The organism is Sporosarcina sp. FSL K6-3508 (assembly GCF_038615825.1).
GTDB lineage: Bacteria > Bacillota > Bacilli > Bacillales_A > Planococcaceae > Sporosarcina > Sporosarcina newyorkensis.
Window position 1 is genome coordinate 2,884,519 of sequence record NZ_CP152016.1, and the last position, 19,435, is coordinate 2,903,953.

Consider the following 19,435-nt stretch of genomic DNA (forward strand, 5'->3'; position numbering starts at 1 on the left):
ACAGACGAAAATCACACGTCTGTTTTTTCACTTTCTTTATATTCACTTCTCGTTACAGCATCATCTTTCAAGACGACAAAGAACGAGAGTACAATGCCTGCTATGACGACTAGAAATGGAGCGTAGAATATCAAAAACTCATTCATTCGAATGCCTCCTTACGCATGATGATCTTCCTTGCCTTTAACATAATCTTTATTGAATAAGAACATCCGCAACAGCAAGTAGAGTGATGGGATGAGCAGCAACAGGCCAAATACGAAAGCAATGATTAACGCAATCGCCATTGCATGATTCGTAAAACTATCGTAAATGGTCAAATAGGGGTAAAGCAAATATGGATAATGGGACGCCCCGTATCCGAAGAAGGCGAAGACGAACTGACCTGCAAGCATTCCGAATGCCGCTCCATATTGACGACGTTTCCAAATAAGGAATACTGTACCGAGAAACAGCAAGAACGACAGCAGGAACATCGGCCAGAAGCGCTGGATATTTTCGTAATGAAGCGGATTGTGTTTCCGCAGTTCGAAAATGATGCCTCCTGCCGTGATGATCGTCGGCAACGCCCAAATGAGCGCATACTTCCTTAATAAATCCGTCGCCTCCCGGTCACCTGCTTTATTGGCATACCACGTCAAGAATACCGCCGAAATATATAGGGTAGCTGCAATACTCAAGACGACGATCGACCAAGTAAGCGGACTGGTGAACAACTTCCAGTAATCAAGCACCGGCTGTCCGTCTACTAATTCAACAAATCCACCCTCGGAAATGGTCAGTACGATGGATAACGATGCGGGCAACAACAGACCCGCTGCACCGTAAGCAAAGGAGTATCCCTTATGACCGCGGGCACCGTACGTCTCAAAAGCATAATATGAGCCTCGTATGGCCAGCAGGATAATCCCGAAACTCACCGGAACGAGCAAGGTCGTTCCATAATAGAATGCAGTTTTCGGGAAGAAGCCGATGATTCCAACGAAGAAGAACACGAGAAATACATTGGTGACTTCCCATACAGGTGACAGATAGCGCTGGATGACATTCGTCAAAATCCGTTGCTTACCGGTTAATACACTATAAGCATTGAAAAATCCTGCTCCAAAGTCGATCGCGCCGATCATGATATAACCGAATAAGAACACCCACAATACTGTGATTCCAAGAATCTCAATATTCATCGGATATCACCGCCCTTCTCTTGCTGTCGTTCAGCGATTTCCTGCTCTACAGGGTTCCGGATGAACATGCGGCGCAGCACGACAACGCTGCCGATGCCGAGTACTAAGTAAAGAAGTGCGAAAAGTACCAACATCGTAGGCACCTGCCCACTGCTTGTCGCACCTTCAGATGTGCGCATGATATTGCGCAAAATCCATGGCTGACGGCCGACTTCAGCTAACCACCATCCTGCTTCGAGTGAAATGAAAACCAGAGGACCACTTATGACGATAAGCCATCGGAATAACCGAGACTCAACGAATGACCACTTTCTCCACATACCGATCCAGAAAATAGCGGATAATGCGAGCAACGTCATGCCAATCGTCACCATAATATCGAATAGATAATGGATATAAAGCGGCGGTGTGTCTTCTTCAGGGAATTGATCCAACCCAATGACTTCAGCTGTCGGAGAGCCGTGTGCCAAGATTGACAAGGCGTATGGGATTTTAATGGCATATTTGACTTCACCATCGTCCAGCACACCATACAGCATCAATGGCGCATTTTCTTCTGTTTCAAAATGCCATTCTGCAGCCGCCAACTTTTCCGGCTGATATTCTGCTAAATACTTTCCTGACAAGTCGCCGACAAGTGCTGCACTTACACTGAATATGAAACCAACTTTCAACGTCAGATACAATGCTTTCTTGTGATAAATATGGTCTGACCCACGTAACAGACGAAATGCAGCGATCGCAGCCAATAAAAAAGCAGAAGTCATATAAGCCGTTCCAACTACGTGCGCCACTTTCGTCGGCATCGCCGGGTTAAACATTGCTACAAGTGGATTCACATTAATGAGCTCATTATTTACCAAATTAAAACCTTGCGGCGCATTCATGAAAGCATTCACTATTGTAATGAACACAGCCGAGAATGATGCCCCAAGTGCAACTGGAATGAGCAACAGGAAATGCTTCTTCTGATTTTCGAATCGATCCCATGTGTATAAATAAATACCGAGAAAAATTGCTTCAAAAAAGAAAGCGAATGTCTCCATGAATAATGGCAATGCAATAACATTCCCTGCAAGCTCCATAAAATTCGGCCATAGAAGCGACAGCTGTAAACCGATTGCCGTCCCCGTTACGACACCAACAGCTACAGTAATGACAAAGCCGCGAGCCCAACGTCTTGCAAGTAAAATATAATGTTCATCGTTTTTCTTAATACCAACCCATTGAGCCAACATGATCATGAGCGGCACCCCAACGCCAATCGTTGCATAGATAATATGGAATGAAAGCGTTAGTTCCGTTAACACTCTTGAATAAAAAACCGAATCCAAAAAACTCACCTCCAGAATTTACGAAAATAACCTTCCAATAATTGATATCAGCATAATACCGGCTACGCCAAATGCTAACCACATTAGCCGTCTTTCCTGTTTTTTATACATGAATTATCACTTCCTCGCACAGTCCTTCTATAGTCTTTCCCGCAAAGCCACTCTTCTTAACCTATTTGTTGAAATTTAGACGAATTCTTTCTCCTACTGTTCACGAAGATGTTGTATACTAATTGATTAACACATTTCACTTGTCAATAGTTAAATTTTACAGTATAATGGATTAACTATAGAGAGGTGAAATATATTGAAAAAAGTCAAGAGAAAAGTATTAGCTTATATTACAAAAGGGGAAGGAAGACACCGAAAACTGCTAGTATATGAGCAGAAGGATCAACCTGAGGCAGGTCTGCAAGTTCCAGGTGGCACGATTGAACGGAACGAACTTTTATTGGATGCATTATATCGAGAAATTGAAGAAGAATCCGGTATCCTTCGAGATGAACTTGTATTGGAAGGAAAAGTGAAAGCTTCGAAATTTTTCCCCGAAGACAAAAACGTCATTTATCAACGTACTATTTTCCATTTTTCTTATTTAGGAGAAGACAAAAACGAATGGGAATATCGTGTTGAAGGTGAAGGTAAAGACGCAGGTCTATTATTCAGCTATCGTTGGTTGCCATTGAATGCGGTTCCAAAACTAGCTGCTAAACAAGGAGAAGCAATTGAATACATCTGATATTGACCTGATACTTTGCTTAGTGCATAGTTCACGACAACTTAATCTTATGCAATAAAAGACTATTCCATCCGAACTTATGTCGATAATTGGAATAGTCTTTTGCTTTTTTTATTCGATTTCTTGTACTTTATCTTGTGGACGCAATCTCTGCAGCGGTACAAACATCTCGATGTGACGGTATAAGTTCTCAAAGGTAGCCGGTAACACTCCACCATACTCTCCATCCAAATTCAAAAGCACTTCATTTTTCGAAGTAACGACAACTTTCTTTGCTTTCGCTTGGATCACGAGTGGGTCATCCAAATGTTCTCCTCTCGAAGCAAGCGTCACCACTCGAATAAATTCCGCTATGTTACATTTTTTCAAAATGAGCAATGTAAAATATCCATCATTTATGCTAGAATCAGGAGCCAACTTTTCAAATCCGCCAACAGAATTTGTTAACCCGATCAAAAACATCATAGCTTCATCATCAAATACTTGCCCATCATACTCTATCCGCAAATGACTCGAGTGAATGGACGGCAACATTTCGATTCCTTTTAAATAATAGGCGAGTTGCCCTAGCACTGTCTTCAGTCGACTCGGCACTTCATAGGTCAGTTCCGTCATACGACCCCCGCCGGCAATATTAATAAAATAACGGTCATTCATAAGTCCAACATCCACTGGAGTCGTATCCCCATCACAGATAATATCGACAGCTTGATCAATATCTCTCGGAATACGTAAAGCCCTAGCAAAGTCATTGGTCGTTCCCATTGGGATCAATCCAATTTTCGGACGTTTTTCAAAATGTCCTACTCCCTCTACCACTTCGTTGAGCGTGCCATCACCACCTGCCGCAATCACGATATCAAAGCCTCTACGGACTGCTTCTTTCGCCGCTTCCGTCGCATCGCCTTCACAAGTCGTTGCATGGGCGGAAGTTTCATAACCGGCTTTCTCCAGTTTTTCGAGGACTTCTGCCAAATGCTTACGGAAGGCTTCTCTTCCTGCAGTCGGATTATAAATGATACGTGCACGTTTCATACACTTTCCCCTCGATCCTTTCATGTCTGAAAATACAGATAAAATTCAGACCTTTACCATCATCGTATGAATTGATATTTCTACTTAATTCGTTTGTTGTAAAACAGGCAACCATGTAGAGCGGATATCATCATAGACCGCTAGCCAGTTTGTCGGCTTCGCTGTATATTCTGACATCAACTGCGAATAAAACGCCTTTTGCTTCTCTTCAAAGTCAGCTGCATCTTTGTTCGGCAATTGAGCACGGCCCTTCATCACATACTCTTGAAGTATCGGTGCTCGCGGCCCCCACTTGGACAATACTTCACCGTCTGAATCCAATAATAAATACACTGGGATTGAACGTCCACCATTCGTCAAATAACGGTCAATCAAATCTAAATTTTCATCCCGCAGTACAGCACGGACATCGAGCATAGCAGCTTCTGCAACCCTTCGTAAAATTGGATTATTCAGCATGGCGTCGCCGCACCAATCTTCAGTGATGACTAAAATATGGGGTTGTTTTTCTTTCAGTATTTCAATAAATTCATCATCCTGTGGCACTTCAAACTCATTATAGATCAAAAAACTATTATCTTTATGTGTTTCCATTTGCTCCATATACTCTTGAAGTGATACGGCTTCTTCAAAATATTGCTGTTCTGTTTTCATGACAATCCCCTCCTGTTTGATGCATATCATTAAGTCAAAAAACGCCCAGGTCGGACTCTCTTTGTCTCTCCTGGAACGTTTTCGATTCACTTGATCAGCTTACTGTATTATCGTTTTTTTATTTCTTCCATCAATAGCTTATTAACAAGCGGTGGGTTCGCTTGTCCTTTTGTCGCTTTCATCACTTGACCGACTAAGAATCCAACTGCGCGATCTTTACCGTTTTTGAAGTCTTCGATGGATTGCTCATTCGCATCTAGGATTTCCGTGATGATCGTACGCAATGTACCTTCATCGGAAATTTGAACAAGACCTTTTTCCTTCACGATATCTGCAGGGTTTCCGCCTTTTTTCGCAAGATCAGTAAATACTTTCTTAGCGATCTTAGATGAAATCGTTCCGTCCGTAATCAACTTCACAAGTTGCGCTAAATTTTCAGGCGTCAATGGCGTGTCATGCAATTCTTTTGATTCTGCATTCAAATAAGCAGAAACATCGCCCATCAACCAGTTGGATGCTAATTTCGGATCAGCTCCAGCTTTCACAGTTGCATCAAAGAAATCGGACATTTCCTTCGTCAATGTCAAAACATGTGCGTCGTATTCTGGAAGATCCAATTCTGAAACATAGCGTGCTTTACGGGCATCCGGCAATTCAGGGATTTCCGCACGTACACGATCCATCCATTCTTGTTCGATATGCACTTCAGGCAAGTCCGGATCATTGATGAAACGATAATCGTTGGCACTGCCTTTAATCCGCATAAGAACAGTTTCGCCTGTCGCTTCATCGTAGCGGCGTGTTTCTTGCTGAATCGTACCGCCAGATAGCAATACTTTTTCTTGACGCGCAACTTCATTTGCAATACCGCGACGGATAAAGTTGAAGGAATTCAAGTTCTTCAATTCCGTTTTCGTGCCGAATTCTTCTTGGCCGAATGGACGCAATGAAATATTCGCATCACAACGAAGCGAGCCTTCCTCCATACGTACGTCAGATACTCCCGTATATTGGATGATGGCTTTTAGTTTCTCTAAGAATGCATAAGCTTCTTCTGGAGAACGAACATCCGCCTCTGTTACGATTTCAATTAATGGTGTGCCTTGACGGTTTAAATCGACCAATGAATAGCCGTTTTCCGTGTGAGTCAATTTCCCCGCATCTTCCTCTAAATGCACACGTTCAATACGGATTTTCTTCTTCTTGCCTTCTACTTCGATCTCAATCCAGCCGTTTGACCCTACAGGACGCTTGTCCTGAGAAATTTGATAGGCTTTTGGATTATCCGGATAGAAGTAATGCTTGCGGTCAAAGTTCATAATCGGCGCGATGTCACAGTTCAGTGCCATAGACGCTTTCATACCGAATTCAACTGCTTTTTTATTCAATGTAGGCAGGACACCAGGATACGCGATGTCTGTCACATGGATATTTTTATTCGGCTCCGCTCCAAAATGAGCAGGTGCAGGAGACATAATTTTCGTATCTGTTTTTAATTCTACGTGAATCTCAAGTCCGACAATTGTTTCGAAGTTCATGATTAGTTCCCCTCCCGAATCGCTGGAGTGCGCTTGTGGAAATCTGTTGCTTGCTCATAAGCATGTCCTACATTATAAAGAGTTTCCTCATCAAAGTGCTTGCCCATGATCTGCAATCCGACCGGCAGTTCATTTACGAAACCACATGGTACGGAAAGTGCTGGACGTCCTGTCAAGTTGGCAGGAACCGCTAATACATCATTTGCATAATGTACCAGCTGATCGCCTCCTGTTTCGCCAAGTTTGAAGGCAGTCGTTGCAGCAGTTGGCCCGATGACTACATCGTAGTTTTCAAATACCTTATCGAAATCCTGTGCGATCAATGTGCGGATTCTTTGTGCGCGTACATATAAATCTTCATGGTGGTCAGCACTCATCGCGTATGTACCAAACAATATACGCTTTTTCACTTCATCACCAAAACCTTCTTGGCGCGTGCGGAAGTACGCTTGCTCCAAGTTTTCTGCGTTCTCAGTGTGATAGCCATAACGCAAACCGTCAAAGCGGGAGAGGTTGGATTGTGCCTCAGATGAAGAAATCACATAATACGTAGTTGGTGCGTACTGGACATGCGGTAATTCCACTTCTTCGCAAACCGCCCCTAATGATTCCAATACTTTTAACGCTTCTTTGACAGTAGCTGCGACTTCAGCATCCACACCTTCACCTAAATAAGCAGATGGAACCGCCACTTTCAGTCCTTTTATATCTCCTGTCAAAGCGGCTTTATAATCAGGTACTTGCTTTGCAGAAGAAGAACTGTCATTGTCATCTTCTCCAGCGATTACGCCCAGCAACAACGCATTGTCTTCAACCGTACGTGAGAACGTACCGACTGAATCAAGTGAAGAACCGAAAGCTGTCAAACCAAAACGGGAAATTCGACCGTATGTCGGCTTCATTCCAACTACTCCACAAAAAGCGGCCGGCTGGCGCACTGAACCGCCTGTATCCGAACCTAGTGAAAGTGGTACTTCTCCTGCCGCAACTGCCGCTGCTGAACCGCCTGAAGAGCCGCCTGGTACATAGTCCGTATTCCAAGGGTTCAAGGTGTTACCAAAGAAAGAAGTTTCTGTTGTAGAGCCCATTGCAAACTCGTCCATGTTCAACTTCCCTACATTGATAGCTCCAGCCGCTTCTAATTTATCCATTACTGTTGCATTATACACCGGCACAAAATCTTCCAGCATTTTACTTGCGCACGTTGTCGTCATATCTTTTGTAACAATATTATCTTTAATACCGACCGGAACACCAAAAAGCGGGCCGCGTGCATCAGCAGGCGCCTGATCAAGTTGTTCCGCACGTGCTGTTGCTTCTTCTTTCGCTACATGAATGAATGCGTGGATCTGCTCTTCTGTCTTTTCGATCGTTTTTAATGTTTCATTCGTTAGTTCTGTAACCGTGACTTCACCTTTTTGTAAAAGCGCTTGAAGTTCTGCGGCTGTTTTACTTGTTAACGTCATCACTTTTCCTCCTACTATCATTGTGCCATGAATGTTCTTGTATACAGCAAATCCGTTTTATAGGATATCTGGTACTTTAATCAGACCATCTTCCTGGTCTTCTGCACTTGCAAGCATCTTTTCACGGTCCAAGATATCTTTTGGCTGATCTTCACGCAATATGTTGATCATAGGAACTGGGTGCGTCATTGGCTCGACACCTGTCACATCTACTTCTTTTAAGTTGCTGACACTCTCAATCAAATCTGCAATTTGCGCAGAGAAATTCTCTTTGTCTTCTTCGGATAGACCAATACGGACAAAATCCGCAAAATATTTGACGTCATCTTTCGAAAATGTTGTCATACATCGTTCCTCCTCATTCTGCAATCGTACAATTTATCATACCATCTAATTAGATAGTTGAAAAGTTCGTGATGCCAAGAACTGTCATGTTAATAACCGTAGACGTGCACCAATGGTTCGTTGTTATTCCCTTCTGTGACAATCAATACTTCCGGTCCGTTGACAGAGGTGACACTCACTTCGAGCGGGACATCTTTAAAATGCGTTTTCACTAGGGACGTTAGGTACTGAGAAAAGCCAATCAGCTCACTCTTGCCAAAAAACTGAATGGGAATTTCTATATGCAGCGATTTCAGCTTCTGATCTTTGTAAAACGCTGTACCGACGACATTAACAAAACTTTCAAAGTAATCATCGATATCCTGCTTGAAATTCTTGAACGTTGTATTCAAATCTCGATAGTTTCCTGTTGACGATGAAGCCGGGAGCAAGACATACGTTTCATCAACTTCTTTCCAACCAGTGAATTCACTTTTCCCCTTTGGAGCGAATGCAGTAGCAAAGTAGGTGCCCGGTACAATATCATTTCGACTCTTCTGTTTAAAGAGACCGACCGCAATCGGAATATCTGCCAGTTCCGGTTTATCACGTAGCCTCTTCAAAATAATATCGGCCATCTGCTTTCCTTTTTCCTCTATCGTCTTGTCATCAATTGAACGTTCTTTTCCTTCTCTTGGATAATAAAGCGAATTCATCGCAAGACCGATCGACACGCCTGCCAGTTTCACTTTTTTATCATCCGTCATTTCCAAATAGTTTTGCTCTACTATATGTGCCAAGTAGATCGGTGCTTTTTCCGCTATCTGTTCTGGCGTCATATCATCTTTGATTGCAGGATTAAGTCCTGCTTCATAATTTGATTTTCGTGATAGCCACTCTTTTGCGGTATCCCGGTCAATATATTGGCCTTCTTGGAAGTAATAATTTTTCGGATCAAAATACTGCGTCGAAAGTCGCAGCAGACCTTCTTCTGTTTCCTGCATATCGTATTTGGTGTTCAAGTTACTGACAACCAATCCTCTGCTCGCACTCTTCTTGAATGGCACAGGTGTCCGATAATATTCGTCTTTAATTTGCTCGTCGGGGATGAGGACCATTTCCTGATCGCTTTCCTCCGTCTCCTGAACTGCTTTTTCCTGGTCGCCACCAGGAGTCGGCAAGCATCCTGTCAGTAACAAGGCTGACAATACACTGGGAGCGAGCCATTTAGTCGTTCTTTTCATTCTTATCCACTCCAAGGGCGTCAAGCATAGCTTGCTCGTCCCAAATTTCGATCTCTAGTTCCTCTGCTTTGGTTAATTTGGAGCCGGCATCTTCACCTGCGATGACCAGGTCCGTTTTTTTGCTGACACTCCCGCTAACAGTTCCGCCGAGCGCTTCAATCTGCTCTTTCGCTTCACCGCGTGTTAATCCTGTCAATTTCCCGGTCAGTACAACTGTTTTCCCTGCAAATGGTCCAGTTGTCGGTAATTCTTCACGTGTGACACCTTTGTACACGGTATTGACTCCGTATGCCCGCAGTTTGTTCATCACTTCTTGTACTTCATCCGTACTAAAATAAGTGACCACGGCATCCGCTACAATATCACCGATCTCAAAGATGTTCGTCAATTGTTCTGCCGTCGCCTTTTCAAGAGCATCAAGTGTGCGGTATTCTTCCGCCAGGATTCTTGCAACTTTTTCACCGACATGACGAATTCCAAGACCAAACAAAAGTTTTTCCAATGAATTTGCCTTAGATTGTTCGATTGCGTTTGAGATATTTGTTGCAGACTTATCACCAATTCGTTCAAGAGTACATAGTGATTCCTTCGTTAACGTATAAAGATCTGAGACATCTTGTACCAGGTTGGCCGCATATAATTGCTCAACAAGCTTTTCACCGACTCCTTCGATATTCATCGCTTTTCTTGAAACGAAATGAATGAGAGCTTCTTTCATTTGAGCAGGACATTTCGGATTCATGCAACGCAGTGCTACTTCGCCTTCGATCCGCACCAATTCTGAACTGCAGATCGGGCAATTGGATGGCATATGAAAAGGCTCTTCTTCACCGGTCCGCTGGTCTTTGATTGCCAAGACGATTTCAGGGATGATATCGCCTGCTTTACGCAGAACGACCTGATCACCAATTCGGATATCTTTTTCGCGAATCAAATCTTCATTATGCAAGGAAGCACGTCCGACAGTCGTTCCTGCTACACGTACTGGTTCTAAAATTGCGGTCGGGGTAACAACCCCTGTACGGCCGACGCTAAGTTCGATATCAATCAGTTTCGTCCGCACTTCTTCTGCCGGAAATTTATAGGCAATCGCCCAGCGCGGGCTTTTCGCCGTATAGCCAAGCTGTTCTTGCGCTTCAAAGTTATCCACTTTTATGACAATCCCGTCAATTTCATAATCGAGCGCTTGACGATGCTCTGTCCAGTATGCCACGTAATCCAAGACTTCGTCGATTGTCGCACAGCGTTTACGTTCTTCATTCGTCGTCAAGCCGAGCTGATCCAACTTATCAAGCGCGTCTGAGTGGCTGTCCAAATTATATGCTTCAGCATCTCCACCTACTGCATAAATGAATGTGGCCAAATTTCGACTGGCTGCTATTTTGGGATCCAGTTGACGCAATGAGCCCGCTGCCGCATTTCGCGGATTGGCGAATGGCACTTCCCCCGCTTCGTCACGATCTTCATTAAGCTTGGCAAAAGAGCGTTTGGGCATATAGGCTTCACCGCGCACTTCAATCGTCAGCGGTTGCTGCAATTGAAGAGGTACGGAGCGAATCGTTCTTAAATTTGCTGTGATGTCCTCACCTACTGCCCCATCTCCTCGAGTGGAGCCTTGCACAAGTTGACCGTTTTCATATTGCAACGAAACTGCAAGACCATCGATTTTCAATTCACAAACATACACTACACTGCCAGCAGCTTCCTGCACACGTCTGTCAAAATCCCGCAAGTCTGCCTCATTAAATGCATTCGCTAAACTGAGCATCGGATACCGATGAACGACTTTGCTAAATACTTCGAGCGGTGTTCCGCCCACTCGTTGTGTAGGGGAGTCCGGATAAATTAAATCCGGATGCTCTTCTTCTATAGCGAGCAATTCCTGCATTTTTGCATCGTATTCTGAATCAGGAACGATTGGTGCATCCAAATCGTAATAAGCATGCCCATATTCATGCAAGATCTTATTCAGTTCCGCCACTCGTCTTTCTAGTTCTAACACATCATCCATCGGTTCTCTACACTCCTCATGGAACGGTTTATTCTTTTTCAATTGGTGCAAATTTCGCTAGCAGGCGCTTAATACCGACGGGATTCGGAAAGGCGATGTCGAGTTCCAGGTCATCTGCCGCTCCTTTGACACTGACGACTGTGCCGGTTCCCCATTTTTTATGTGTTGCTTTATCGCCGGGCTTCCACTGCAGCTTTTCCCCGCCGCTTTCATTATAAACAGGACGTTTCACTGCTGGTTTCGTTACTCTCGGTTTAGCAGGTGCCCTATCAAACGGTACACTCATGCCGTTGCCGTCTGCCAACATTTCTGTCAGTTCTTCTGAAATCTCATTCAGGAAACGTGAAGGTGAGTTGAAGTTAGAACGACCAAACAACATACGATAACCTGCACAAGTGAGGTAAAGCCGCTGTTCTGCACGGGTAATTGCCACATATGCCAGTCTGCGTTCTTCTTCCATTTCTTCAGAATCCGCAAGTGCACGAATATGAGGAAAGATGTTCTCTTCCATACCGATGACGAATACGACTGGAAATTCCAGACCTTTTGCTGCATGCATCGTCATTAGGACGATTTTTTCGGTGGAAGAGTTCTCTTCTTTATCTAACGTGTCAATATCTGCTACCAATGCGAGATCGGTAAGGAATGCAATCAGTGAACGTTCGCTTTCCTCTTCCTCTGCGCGCTTTTCAAATGCCTCCGTAACAGATAAAAATTCTTCAATATTTTCTAGACGGCTTTCCGCTTCAATGGACTTTTCCTTTTCCAACATGCTGCGGTAACCAGACTTTTCAATAACTTCCTTCACTAGTTCCGTAACGGATAGGTATTCTTGCATTTGACTGAAACCATCGATCAACTCGCGAAACTTAACGGCTTCATTTGCTGCTCTTGCAGGCAAGCCCATAAAATCGACTTCCTGCAACGAGTCGAAAATCGATCGATCATTTTCCATAGCAAATACAGCCATCCGCTCGAATGAAGTAGCACCAATGCTTCGTTTCGGTTCATTAATAACTCGCGCAAATGCGAGATCGTCGTCATTGTTTGCGATGAGACGAAGGTATGCAAGCAGGTCCTTAATCTCTTTTCGATCATAGAACTTTGTGCCGCCGACAATCGTATAATCGAGATTGGACTTCAATAAATATTCCTCAATTAGACGGGACTGTGCATTCGTACGGTATAAAATCGCAAACTGATCCAATGTTAATCCTTTTTGTTCTTTCAGCTCTATAATTTGCTGGACAACAAACTGTGATTCGTCTTTTTCATCCCGCGCTTTGTAGATGGAAATTAATTCACCCTCAGGATTGTCCGTTCTCAGTTTTTTATCATAGCGGCTTTTATTATTGTTAATCACTTCATTCGCGGCTTGTAAAATCCGCTTCGTGGAACGATAATTTTGTTCCAATAAAATTACTTTTGCTTCTTTATAATCTTTCTCAAATGATAGGATATTGCCAATATCGGCACCCCTCCATCTGTAGATCGATTGGTCAGAGTCGCCCACTACACACACATTACGGAATTTCGACGCCAGCATCTGGACTAAACGGTATTGTGAAAAGTTGGTGTCTTGATATTCGTCCACGTGAATATACTGGAACTTATTTTGATAATACTCCAATACATCCGGCACACGTTCAAACAACACAATCGTCATCATAATCAAGTCGTCAAAATCCATTGATTGGTTTTGACGCAGTTTTTTCGTATATCGTTCATAAATATCCGCGACAGTTCGCTCATATGGATTTTGCGGATTACAGTTCTTGCGAAATTCATCTGAATTGATGCATTCATTTTTTGCATTACTGATTGTTCCGAGCATCGCACGGGGATCATATTGCTTCGGATCAAGATTTAATTCTTTCAATACTCTCTTAATCGCTGACAATTGATCAGCGCTATCTAAAATCGTAAAATTCTTGGATAGTCCAATGCGATCTACATTTCTGCGAAGTATTCGAACGCACATGGAGTGAAATGTAGAAACCCACATTCGCTCGCCAGATCCTGCGCCGAGCAATCCGTCAATCCTTTCACGCATCTCGCGTGCCGCTTTATTCGTGAATGTAATAGCTAAAATATTGGAAGGGTACACTTGCTTTTCCACAACCAAGTATGCAATTCGATGAGTCAGCACACGTGTCTTTCCGGAACCTGCGCCTGCCATGATTAACAACGGACCTTCTGTTGTTTTCACTGCACGCGCTTGCTCTGGATTCATGCCTTTTAGTAAGCTTTCTGATAGTTCTTTCATGTAAGTACCGCCTTCTTGGAACATTTGTTCTTATTATACTTTAATTAAACCGATAAAGGAACAGATTTCACAGCATTTACAGTAGCAAGTGCACTTTTCAAATCATCATATAAGACATTTCCTACAACTACTGTATCTGCAATTGCTGCCATTTCTTTCGCCTGCTCTTTCGTCCGGATTCCACCGCCGTAAAATAAACGTGTGTTTTCCAACAACTCTTTGGCTGCTCTCACAATTTTCGGATCGCCGTACTGTCCACTGTATTCCAAATAAAATATCGGTAAAGAAAATAAATGCTCTGCCATGCGTGCATAGGCTTGTACATCATCTTCATCCGGCACTTCCTTCACACCTGTCAGTTGAGCTGCTTTACAATCGGGGTTTAGGATACAGTAGCCTTCTGTAATAATTTCATCAAAATTCATCATATGGCCGTACTCACGAAGCGCTTCATGATGAAGACCGTTCAGCCATTTTGCGTCAGATGTATTTAAAACGGTCGGAATAAAATAGTAATCAAATCCTGGTGTTACGGATTCTACTGTGGAGACTTCCAATGCGAGGGGGACTGAGAAACGACGGAAACGCGCAAGTAAATCGAGAACATTTTCTAATGTGACTCCGTCAGAACCTCCGATTATAACCCCATCTGTTCCGGATTCAGCAATTGCTTCAAGCTGTTCATCCGTTAATTCTTTAGCTGGGTCCACTTTAAAGGCATGCCGCCATGTATTGTAGTCCATGTTTTTGTCCACCTTCTTTTTCGTAATTTTCATGTGTACTGAAAGCAGTTTACTTTATAAGCATTTTAAAAAACCGGTGGGAGGTTCCCCCGGCCGGTTGGGTTATTTATTTTTTCGGTTGGTTGTTTTTGAGTTCGGGATAGAGGCGGTCTAGCATGAGGTTATAGCCTCCGGATCCGTAGTCTACGCATCGGCGTATACGGGAAATGGTAGCTGTGCTGGCCCCGGTTTCTTGCTGAATACTATCGTACGTTTTTTTCAGCCTAAGCTTATGAGCGACGTCAAAACGCTGTGCTAAAGATTGGACTTCGCTCATCGTGCATAAATCATCAAAAAATTGATAGCACTCCTCTAAGTCATCCAACTCTAAGACCGCTTTAAATAATCGGTCTAGTTGTTCACCGCGTATTTTATCAATTTGCATGTCCTCACCCTCTCTTTGTCGATCTTATGGAGTATAAGTTACGGAAGTAGAAGGGCCTGAAATAGAGGGTACGACATGGATCCAAGATTTACCCGCCGTTAATTTAACAGGTAACCCTTGTTCTAACGGCGTTAAGAATCCATCGATGTTTTCCCACTCGATCGTTTTGGCAATCCCTTCATGGAATAGCACAGCCTTACCGCCTGAATGAAGATCAATTGCTTGTCTACCCTCTTGATCTACTGTTTGGTGATCCATTTCCATTACGATCACGTTCGCTAATTCAACTCGCCGTTCATTCAATTTGTCGACCGTATCAATGCCATTGACAGAACGATAATAACGATTGGTCTCTTCATCAAAATGATACGTACTGCTAAAATTCGGATTCTTGCCATACGATACAATAACTGATGAAGCCATATCTCCTATTTTATCACTATCTTCAGGATTTAGGAAAGAAAAGACCGGCATCTTGGAGATCTTTTCGGACGCGCCCGTCGTTTCAAATGCCTGTGTTATATGTTCTTTGGAAATATATGAATTATGCGGTGCTTTTCGATCGGGAGACCGTTCAAATAAAGTGCCGTCATACTGCATACCGTTCACATGATCAACCGTTCCACTGTCCAGTAACTTTTTCGCTTCTGGACTGTAGCCATGTGCAATATAAAATGCATCCATTCCTTCGGCAAGGCGAACAAAATAATCACGCGCACTGCGGATCGGACCGATTTGGTCGGGTATCTCACTATGAAATAAGGCTAAGTATCGTGTTACTTCGCCTTCCGCCATAAATTCATAGATCAGATCTGCATCCGCGATCCCGGACTGTGGGCGGGCTAAAGGATGATTATTGATTGTAGCTACTATTGGACGATTCTCCCGCTTTTCCGTCAATTGTTCTCCGGTGAAGGGGGCCGGGTAGGACGTCGCAATTTCTTTTGGCTGTTCTTGTGACGATTCTTGCTGTTCTGTCGTGCTATTTTTCGAAGAACAGCCGCCTATATATAGAAGGCCTATCAGTGCTGCAAAAAGCAGCTTTCGTCCTGTCCATCTCAATCCAGTTTCCTACCTTTCTGTATTAGAAATTAAACACTCGTTTTTCAAGACTTGAATTAGGCCCATGGGAGTAATTCGAACATGAGGTAAATGGACAGATTGCATGAATAATAGCGTAAATACTACATCTCCATGGTGGTAGCCACGGTCTTTCAACGCTCGCTTCATAGTCAGCTCTTGTTCCATAATAACTTCCATTGGTTCGTCGGATAACCCGCCAGATATCCGAAGCGGCAAAGTTTCAACGATCTGTCCATCTTCCGCTACCGCCATGCCGCCACCATTCTTCTTAATTTCATTAAATGCTCGTTTCATCTCTTCCCAATTCTGACCAATTAATAATACATCACCTGTATTCGAATAGGAAGATGCAAAACCTTGCAGAGAATCAGCGAAACCTTTTAACACTGTATTTACCCGCCATTTCCCCTGCTTATCAAGCAACAGTAAGAAACACTCATTTCCTGAAGAAATAATAGGTTTCGTCAGATCTAGTTCTGTTTCGTACACTTTTGTAATGACATCATTCACCATTTGGATTCCAGTAGAAGAAGAGAATGAGAAATCGGCGTCATTCAACTCAAATGGCAAATCAAAAAAAGGAATCTTTGACCAATCCACTGCTTGGAACGTCTCCGTCGCTTCACCATCACGCACTAACCATTGACCTTTCGATAATACATCTGTCGGTACTGGATTCCATTCGTCTTCCAAAAAGTTCAGCGTTGCATAGCGGCCCGTCCCAATTACACTATGCAAGTCGGTCATGTCATAGTACCTCGCGACATTATAGGATGCCATCTGATAGGCGTCAATCGGCGATACGCCAGCGTCCAACGCAATTTGAATACATTGATCCATCACACCATTCTTATAGAAAGATGGTGTGGAACCGTCTGTCGTCATCATCAAATGATCAAATACATCCCAGCCTCGTTCAAGAATTCCCGCCAATAAATCAGGCAAATCGGGACGGATCGATGAGTAGCGCAATGTAACCGCATACCCTTGTTGCAGACGTCTCTCGACTTCATCCACCGTCATTGCTTCATGATCACCGTCAGTGCCTAGCAACTTCATCCGGGCAAGTGTTCTTTCAGATGCGCCGGGAAAATGGCCTTCTATTTTCTTGCCTTCGCGTTTTGCTTCCCCTAACGAACGCAACATATTTTGATCGCCTTGAAGCAACCGTGGCCAACTGGTCAGTTCACCTGCCATTAGAACATCGGGACGCTTCAGCCACTTTTCAATATCTGCCGGATTGAATAACTGTTGTTCGTTTTGCAAGACAGTCTGTGAATCGACGCGAGCCCACCAGTAAAAAGAGAATGGGAGTTCATTCAATTGTTCAATGAACGAAAAAGCCTTTTCTTGATCGAGCATGGTAAATAGCAAAAGATTGTCCGCTAATATGGTAGTTGTGCCTCGCCGAGAAGCGAAATCGGCAAATGTCTCAGGATTATAAAGCTGGAATGGATGCACATGCGGCTCAATATACCCCGGCACGATTTTCTTTCCAGAAGCGTCCACTCTTTCGGTTCCTTCCAGCTGGGCAGGCAGTTTCTGCCCCACATATACAATTCGATCTCCTGCAATCCATATATTTCCCTGCATCCATTTTTTAAATATTGAATGTAAATACGTTGCATTTTCTATCAATAAATCAGGTGCTTTCTGTCCGTTAATAATTGCGAGCTGTTCCTGAATTTCTTGTGCACTCCACATTTCGACACCATCCCTTTGTAATAGTAAGTTAGCTGTTTATTTATTTCATTGTTCTATCAATTCACGCTTTATATTAACATAGCAATCCGCCAGAGAATAGGCAAGCAACATTTTAGTTATCCACAACATCAAAGTGTAAATCCACATAATGTCAACAAGTTACCAACATTACTAACAGTTTATTCACAATTTACCCACTAGTAGTTCACAGTTTGGAAGAATCTTTGTGAGTATATGTCCTATAGCTGCGTTTTCCTAGGTTCTTTGTTTACTTGTTCAGATATAATAACTACTTTGAAATTCATCTCAAGACAAACAAATCCCTCTGCAATAAAACTGCAGAGGGATTTATTTATAAACACTGCAAGCACCAGCCTCTCGGAACGTTTCAGGCTAGACGGTGCTTTTCGCTTTTGGGTACGTCATTCAAATGTTCTCCACCCAATGTCGTGACGGTGGAAGAAACCGTTCCATTCTTGTGTCGCTAGTTCTTTGTAGACTTTTTCTTGGGCTTCTTTAAGGTTTTCAGCTTTGGCAGCAGCAAGGAGTACTCGGCCGCCGTTTCCGATGAAGTGGCCATCCTCCAGTTTTGTCCCTGCGTGGAATACCTCCAGGCCATTTGCTGTCAGCGGATCTAAGTTCGGAAGCTTGTTGCCTTTTACGACATCGCCTGGATAACCATCTGCTGCGATGACAACGCCTAGCATCGCTTCTTCATGCCACTCCAAGTCGAAAGGTTCACCAGCCATCAAGGCTTTCATGAACTCACCGAAATCGGATGCCATACGCGGCAGGACGACTTGTGTTTCAGGATCGCCAAAACGTGCGTTGAATTCGATTACTTTCGGACCTTGCTCAGTCAGGATCAGACCAGCGTAAAGAATACCTGTGAACGGAATACCTTCTTCTGCCATCGCATTGACAGTCGGAACTACCACGCGGTCATAAGCTTCCTGAACAATACCCTCTGAAATTTGAGGAACTGGTGAATACGCACCCATACCGCCAGTGTTCGGTCCGCGGTCCCCATCGTAAGCCCGTTTATGATCTTGTGCGATGACCATTGGATAGATCTGTCCGTCATGGACAAACGACATATAGGAAAATTCCTCACCATCCAAGAACTCTTCCACTACGACGCGAGAGGATGATTCACCAAACTTTTGATTGCCGATCATATCGTCAACCGCGTTCAATGCTACCTGCAGATCCATTGCTACGATGACACCTTTTCCGGCAGCTAATCCGTCTGCCTTCACTACAATTGGTGCACCCTGCTCACGGATGAAATTCTTCGCTTCCTCCGCATCCGTGAATGTTCCGTACGTTGCGGTCGGGATATCGTATTTGTCCATAATTTCTTTAGCAAATGATTTACTGCCTTCGATACGCGCCGCTGCTTTAGTCGGCCCGAAAACAGTCAATCCTTTATCCAAAAAGAAATCCGCAATTCCTTCTGCTAAAGGCTGTTCAGGACCAACGAATGTCAGCGTGATTTGATTGTCGATAGCGAATTCTGCCAACGCTTCAAAATCTGTTGCATCAATCGGCACGCATTGTGCATCTTGCTTCATGCCATCGTTTCCTGGCGCTACAAATACTTCAGATACAGAAGGCGCTTGGTTAAATTGCTTAGCGATCGCATGTTCACGACCGCCACTTCCAATTACGAGTACTTTCATGACC

At 43.6% G+C, this 19,435-nt stretch carries 17 protein-coding genes; 1 reads left to right on the plus strand and 16 read right to left on the minus strand.

Translation table 11 applies throughout. The annotated features are described in order from the left end of the window. Nucleotides 1–11: 11 nt before the first annotated feature. The 3 genes from MKX97_RS14390 to MKX97_RS14400 are packed head-to-tail and all read right to left on the minus strand — an operon-like array spanning nucleotide 12 to nucleotide 2,527. A complete protein-coding gene (locus MKX97_RS14390; protein WP_009498611.1) occupies nucleotides 12–146 on the minus strand; it encodes a hypothetical protein in 135 nt (44 codons plus the stop codon). Between the two features lie 12 nt (nucleotides 147–158). Continuing rightward, a complete protein-coding gene (locus MKX97_RS14395; protein ID WP_342536296.1) occupies nucleotides 159–1,184 on the minus strand; it encodes a cytochrome d ubiquinol oxidase subunit II in 1,026 nt (341 codons plus the stop codon). Then, on the minus strand, nucleotides 1,181–2,527 hold the full coding sequence (locus tag MKX97_RS14400) for a cytochrome ubiquinol oxidase subunit I (RefSeq protein ID WP_342536297.1): 1,347 nt from the start codon (nucleotides 2,525–2,527) through the stop codon (nucleotides 1,181–1,183). Before MKX97_RS14400 ends, MKX97_RS14395 begins: the two co-directional genes overlap by 4 nt. Before the next feature lie 298 nt (nucleotides 2,528–2,825). Between MKX97_RS14400 and MKX97_RS14405 the strand changes: the two genes are divergently transcribed. Next, entirely contained in the window at nucleotides 2,826–3,257 is a 432-nt protein-coding gene (locus MKX97_RS14405; RefSeq protein WP_009498614.1) for an NUDIX domain-containing protein, read from the plus strand. Nucleotides 3,258–3,368: 111 nt separating this feature from the next. On the opposite strand, the gene MKX97_RS14410 is transcribed toward MKX97_RS14405, so the two are convergent. The 13 genes from MKX97_RS14410 to purD form a co-directional block, all read right to left on the minus strand. Continuing rightward, a complete protein-coding gene (locus tag MKX97_RS14410) occupies nucleotides 3,369–4,292 on the minus strand; it encodes a diacylglycerol kinase (protein ID WP_040759834.1) in 924 nt (307 codons plus the stop codon). A gap of 84 nt (nucleotides 4,293–4,376) precedes the next feature. Continuing rightward, nucleotides 4,377–4,946 carry a thioredoxin family protein gene (locus MKX97_RS14415; RefSeq protein WP_040759836.1) on the minus strand — a complete coding sequence of 190 codons (570 nt, stop codon included), beginning with the start codon at nucleotides 4,944–4,946 and terminating at the stop codon, nucleotides 4,377–4,379. Nucleotides 4,947–5,053: 107 nt separating this feature from the next. Continuing rightward, nucleotides 5,054–6,484, minus strand: coding sequence for an Asp-tRNA(Asn)/Glu-tRNA(Gln) amidotransferase subunit GatB (gene gatB, locus MKX97_RS14420; protein WP_009498617.1), 1,431 nt, complete (start codon nucleotides 6,482–6,484; stop codon nucleotides 5,054–5,056). A 2-nt stretch (nucleotides 6,485–6,486) separates the two neighbouring features. Further along, complete coding sequence (gene gatA, locus MKX97_RS14425; protein ID WP_078818472.1) at nucleotides 6,487–7,950, minus strand: Asp-tRNA(Asn)/Glu-tRNA(Gln) amidotransferase subunit GatA; 1,464 nt, start codon at nucleotides 7,948–7,950, stop codon at nucleotides 6,487–6,489. A 57-nt stretch (nucleotides 7,951–8,007) separates the two neighbouring features. Then, nucleotides 8,008–8,295, minus strand: coding sequence for an Asp-tRNA(Asn)/Glu-tRNA(Gln) amidotransferase subunit GatC (gene gatC / locus MKX97_RS14430; protein ID WP_078818473.1), 288 nt, complete (start codon nucleotides 8,293–8,295; stop codon nucleotides 8,008–8,010). 89 nt (nucleotides 8,296–8,384) lie between these two features. Next, complete coding sequence (locus tag MKX97_RS14435; protein ID WP_342536300.1) at nucleotides 8,385–9,518, minus strand: CamS family sex pheromone protein; 1,134 nt, start codon at nucleotides 9,516–9,518, stop codon at nucleotides 8,385–8,387. Beyond that, on the minus strand, nucleotides 9,502–11,520 hold the full coding sequence (ligA, locus tag MKX97_RS14440; RefSeq protein WP_342537514.1) for an NAD-dependent DNA ligase LigA: 2,019 nt from the start codon (nucleotides 11,518–11,520) through the stop codon (nucleotides 9,502–9,504). The genes MKX97_RS14435 and ligA overlap by 17 nt, the downstream gene beginning before the upstream one ends. Before the next feature lie 37 nt (nucleotides 11,521–11,557). Next, the gene (gene pcrA / locus MKX97_RS14445) at nucleotides 11,558–13,795 is read right to left on the minus strand and encodes a DNA helicase PcrA (protein WP_009498622.1); all 2,238 of its coding nucleotides are present in this window, start codon (nucleotides 13,793–13,795) and stop codon (nucleotides 11,558–11,560) included. Between the two features lie 44 nt (nucleotides 13,796–13,839). Further along, nucleotides 13,840–14,538 (minus strand): heptaprenylglyceryl phosphate synthase, encoded by a 699-nt coding sequence (locus tag MKX97_RS14450; protein ID WP_078818475.1) that lies wholly within the window; start codon nucleotides 14,536–14,538, stop codon nucleotides 13,840–13,842. 106 nt (nucleotides 14,539–14,644) lie between these two features. Beyond that, complete coding sequence (locus MKX97_RS14455; RefSeq protein ID WP_009498624.1) at nucleotides 14,645–14,962, minus strand: YerC/YecD family TrpR-related protein; 318 nt, start codon at nucleotides 14,960–14,962, stop codon at nucleotides 14,645–14,647. Between the two features lie 24 nt (nucleotides 14,963–14,986). Next, nucleotides 14,987–16,024 (minus strand): DUF3048 domain-containing protein, encoded by a 1,038-nt coding sequence (locus MKX97_RS14460; RefSeq protein ID WP_078818476.1) that lies wholly within the window; start codon nucleotides 16,022–16,024, stop codon nucleotides 14,987–14,989. A 9-nt stretch (nucleotides 16,025–16,033) separates the two neighbouring features. After that, complete coding sequence (locus tag MKX97_RS14465; protein WP_078818477.1) at nucleotides 16,034–17,749, minus strand: adenine deaminase C-terminal domain-containing protein; 1,716 nt, start codon at nucleotides 17,747–17,749, stop codon at nucleotides 16,034–16,036. Between the two features lie 422 nt (nucleotides 17,750–18,171). Next, nucleotides 18,172–19,431, minus strand: a complete 1,260-nt coding sequence (purD, locus tag MKX97_RS14470) for a phosphoribosylamine--glycine ligase (RefSeq protein ID WP_342536302.1) — start codon at nucleotides 19,429–19,431, stop codon at nucleotides 18,172–18,174. Between the last annotated feature and the right edge of the window lie 4 nt (nucleotides 19,432–19,435).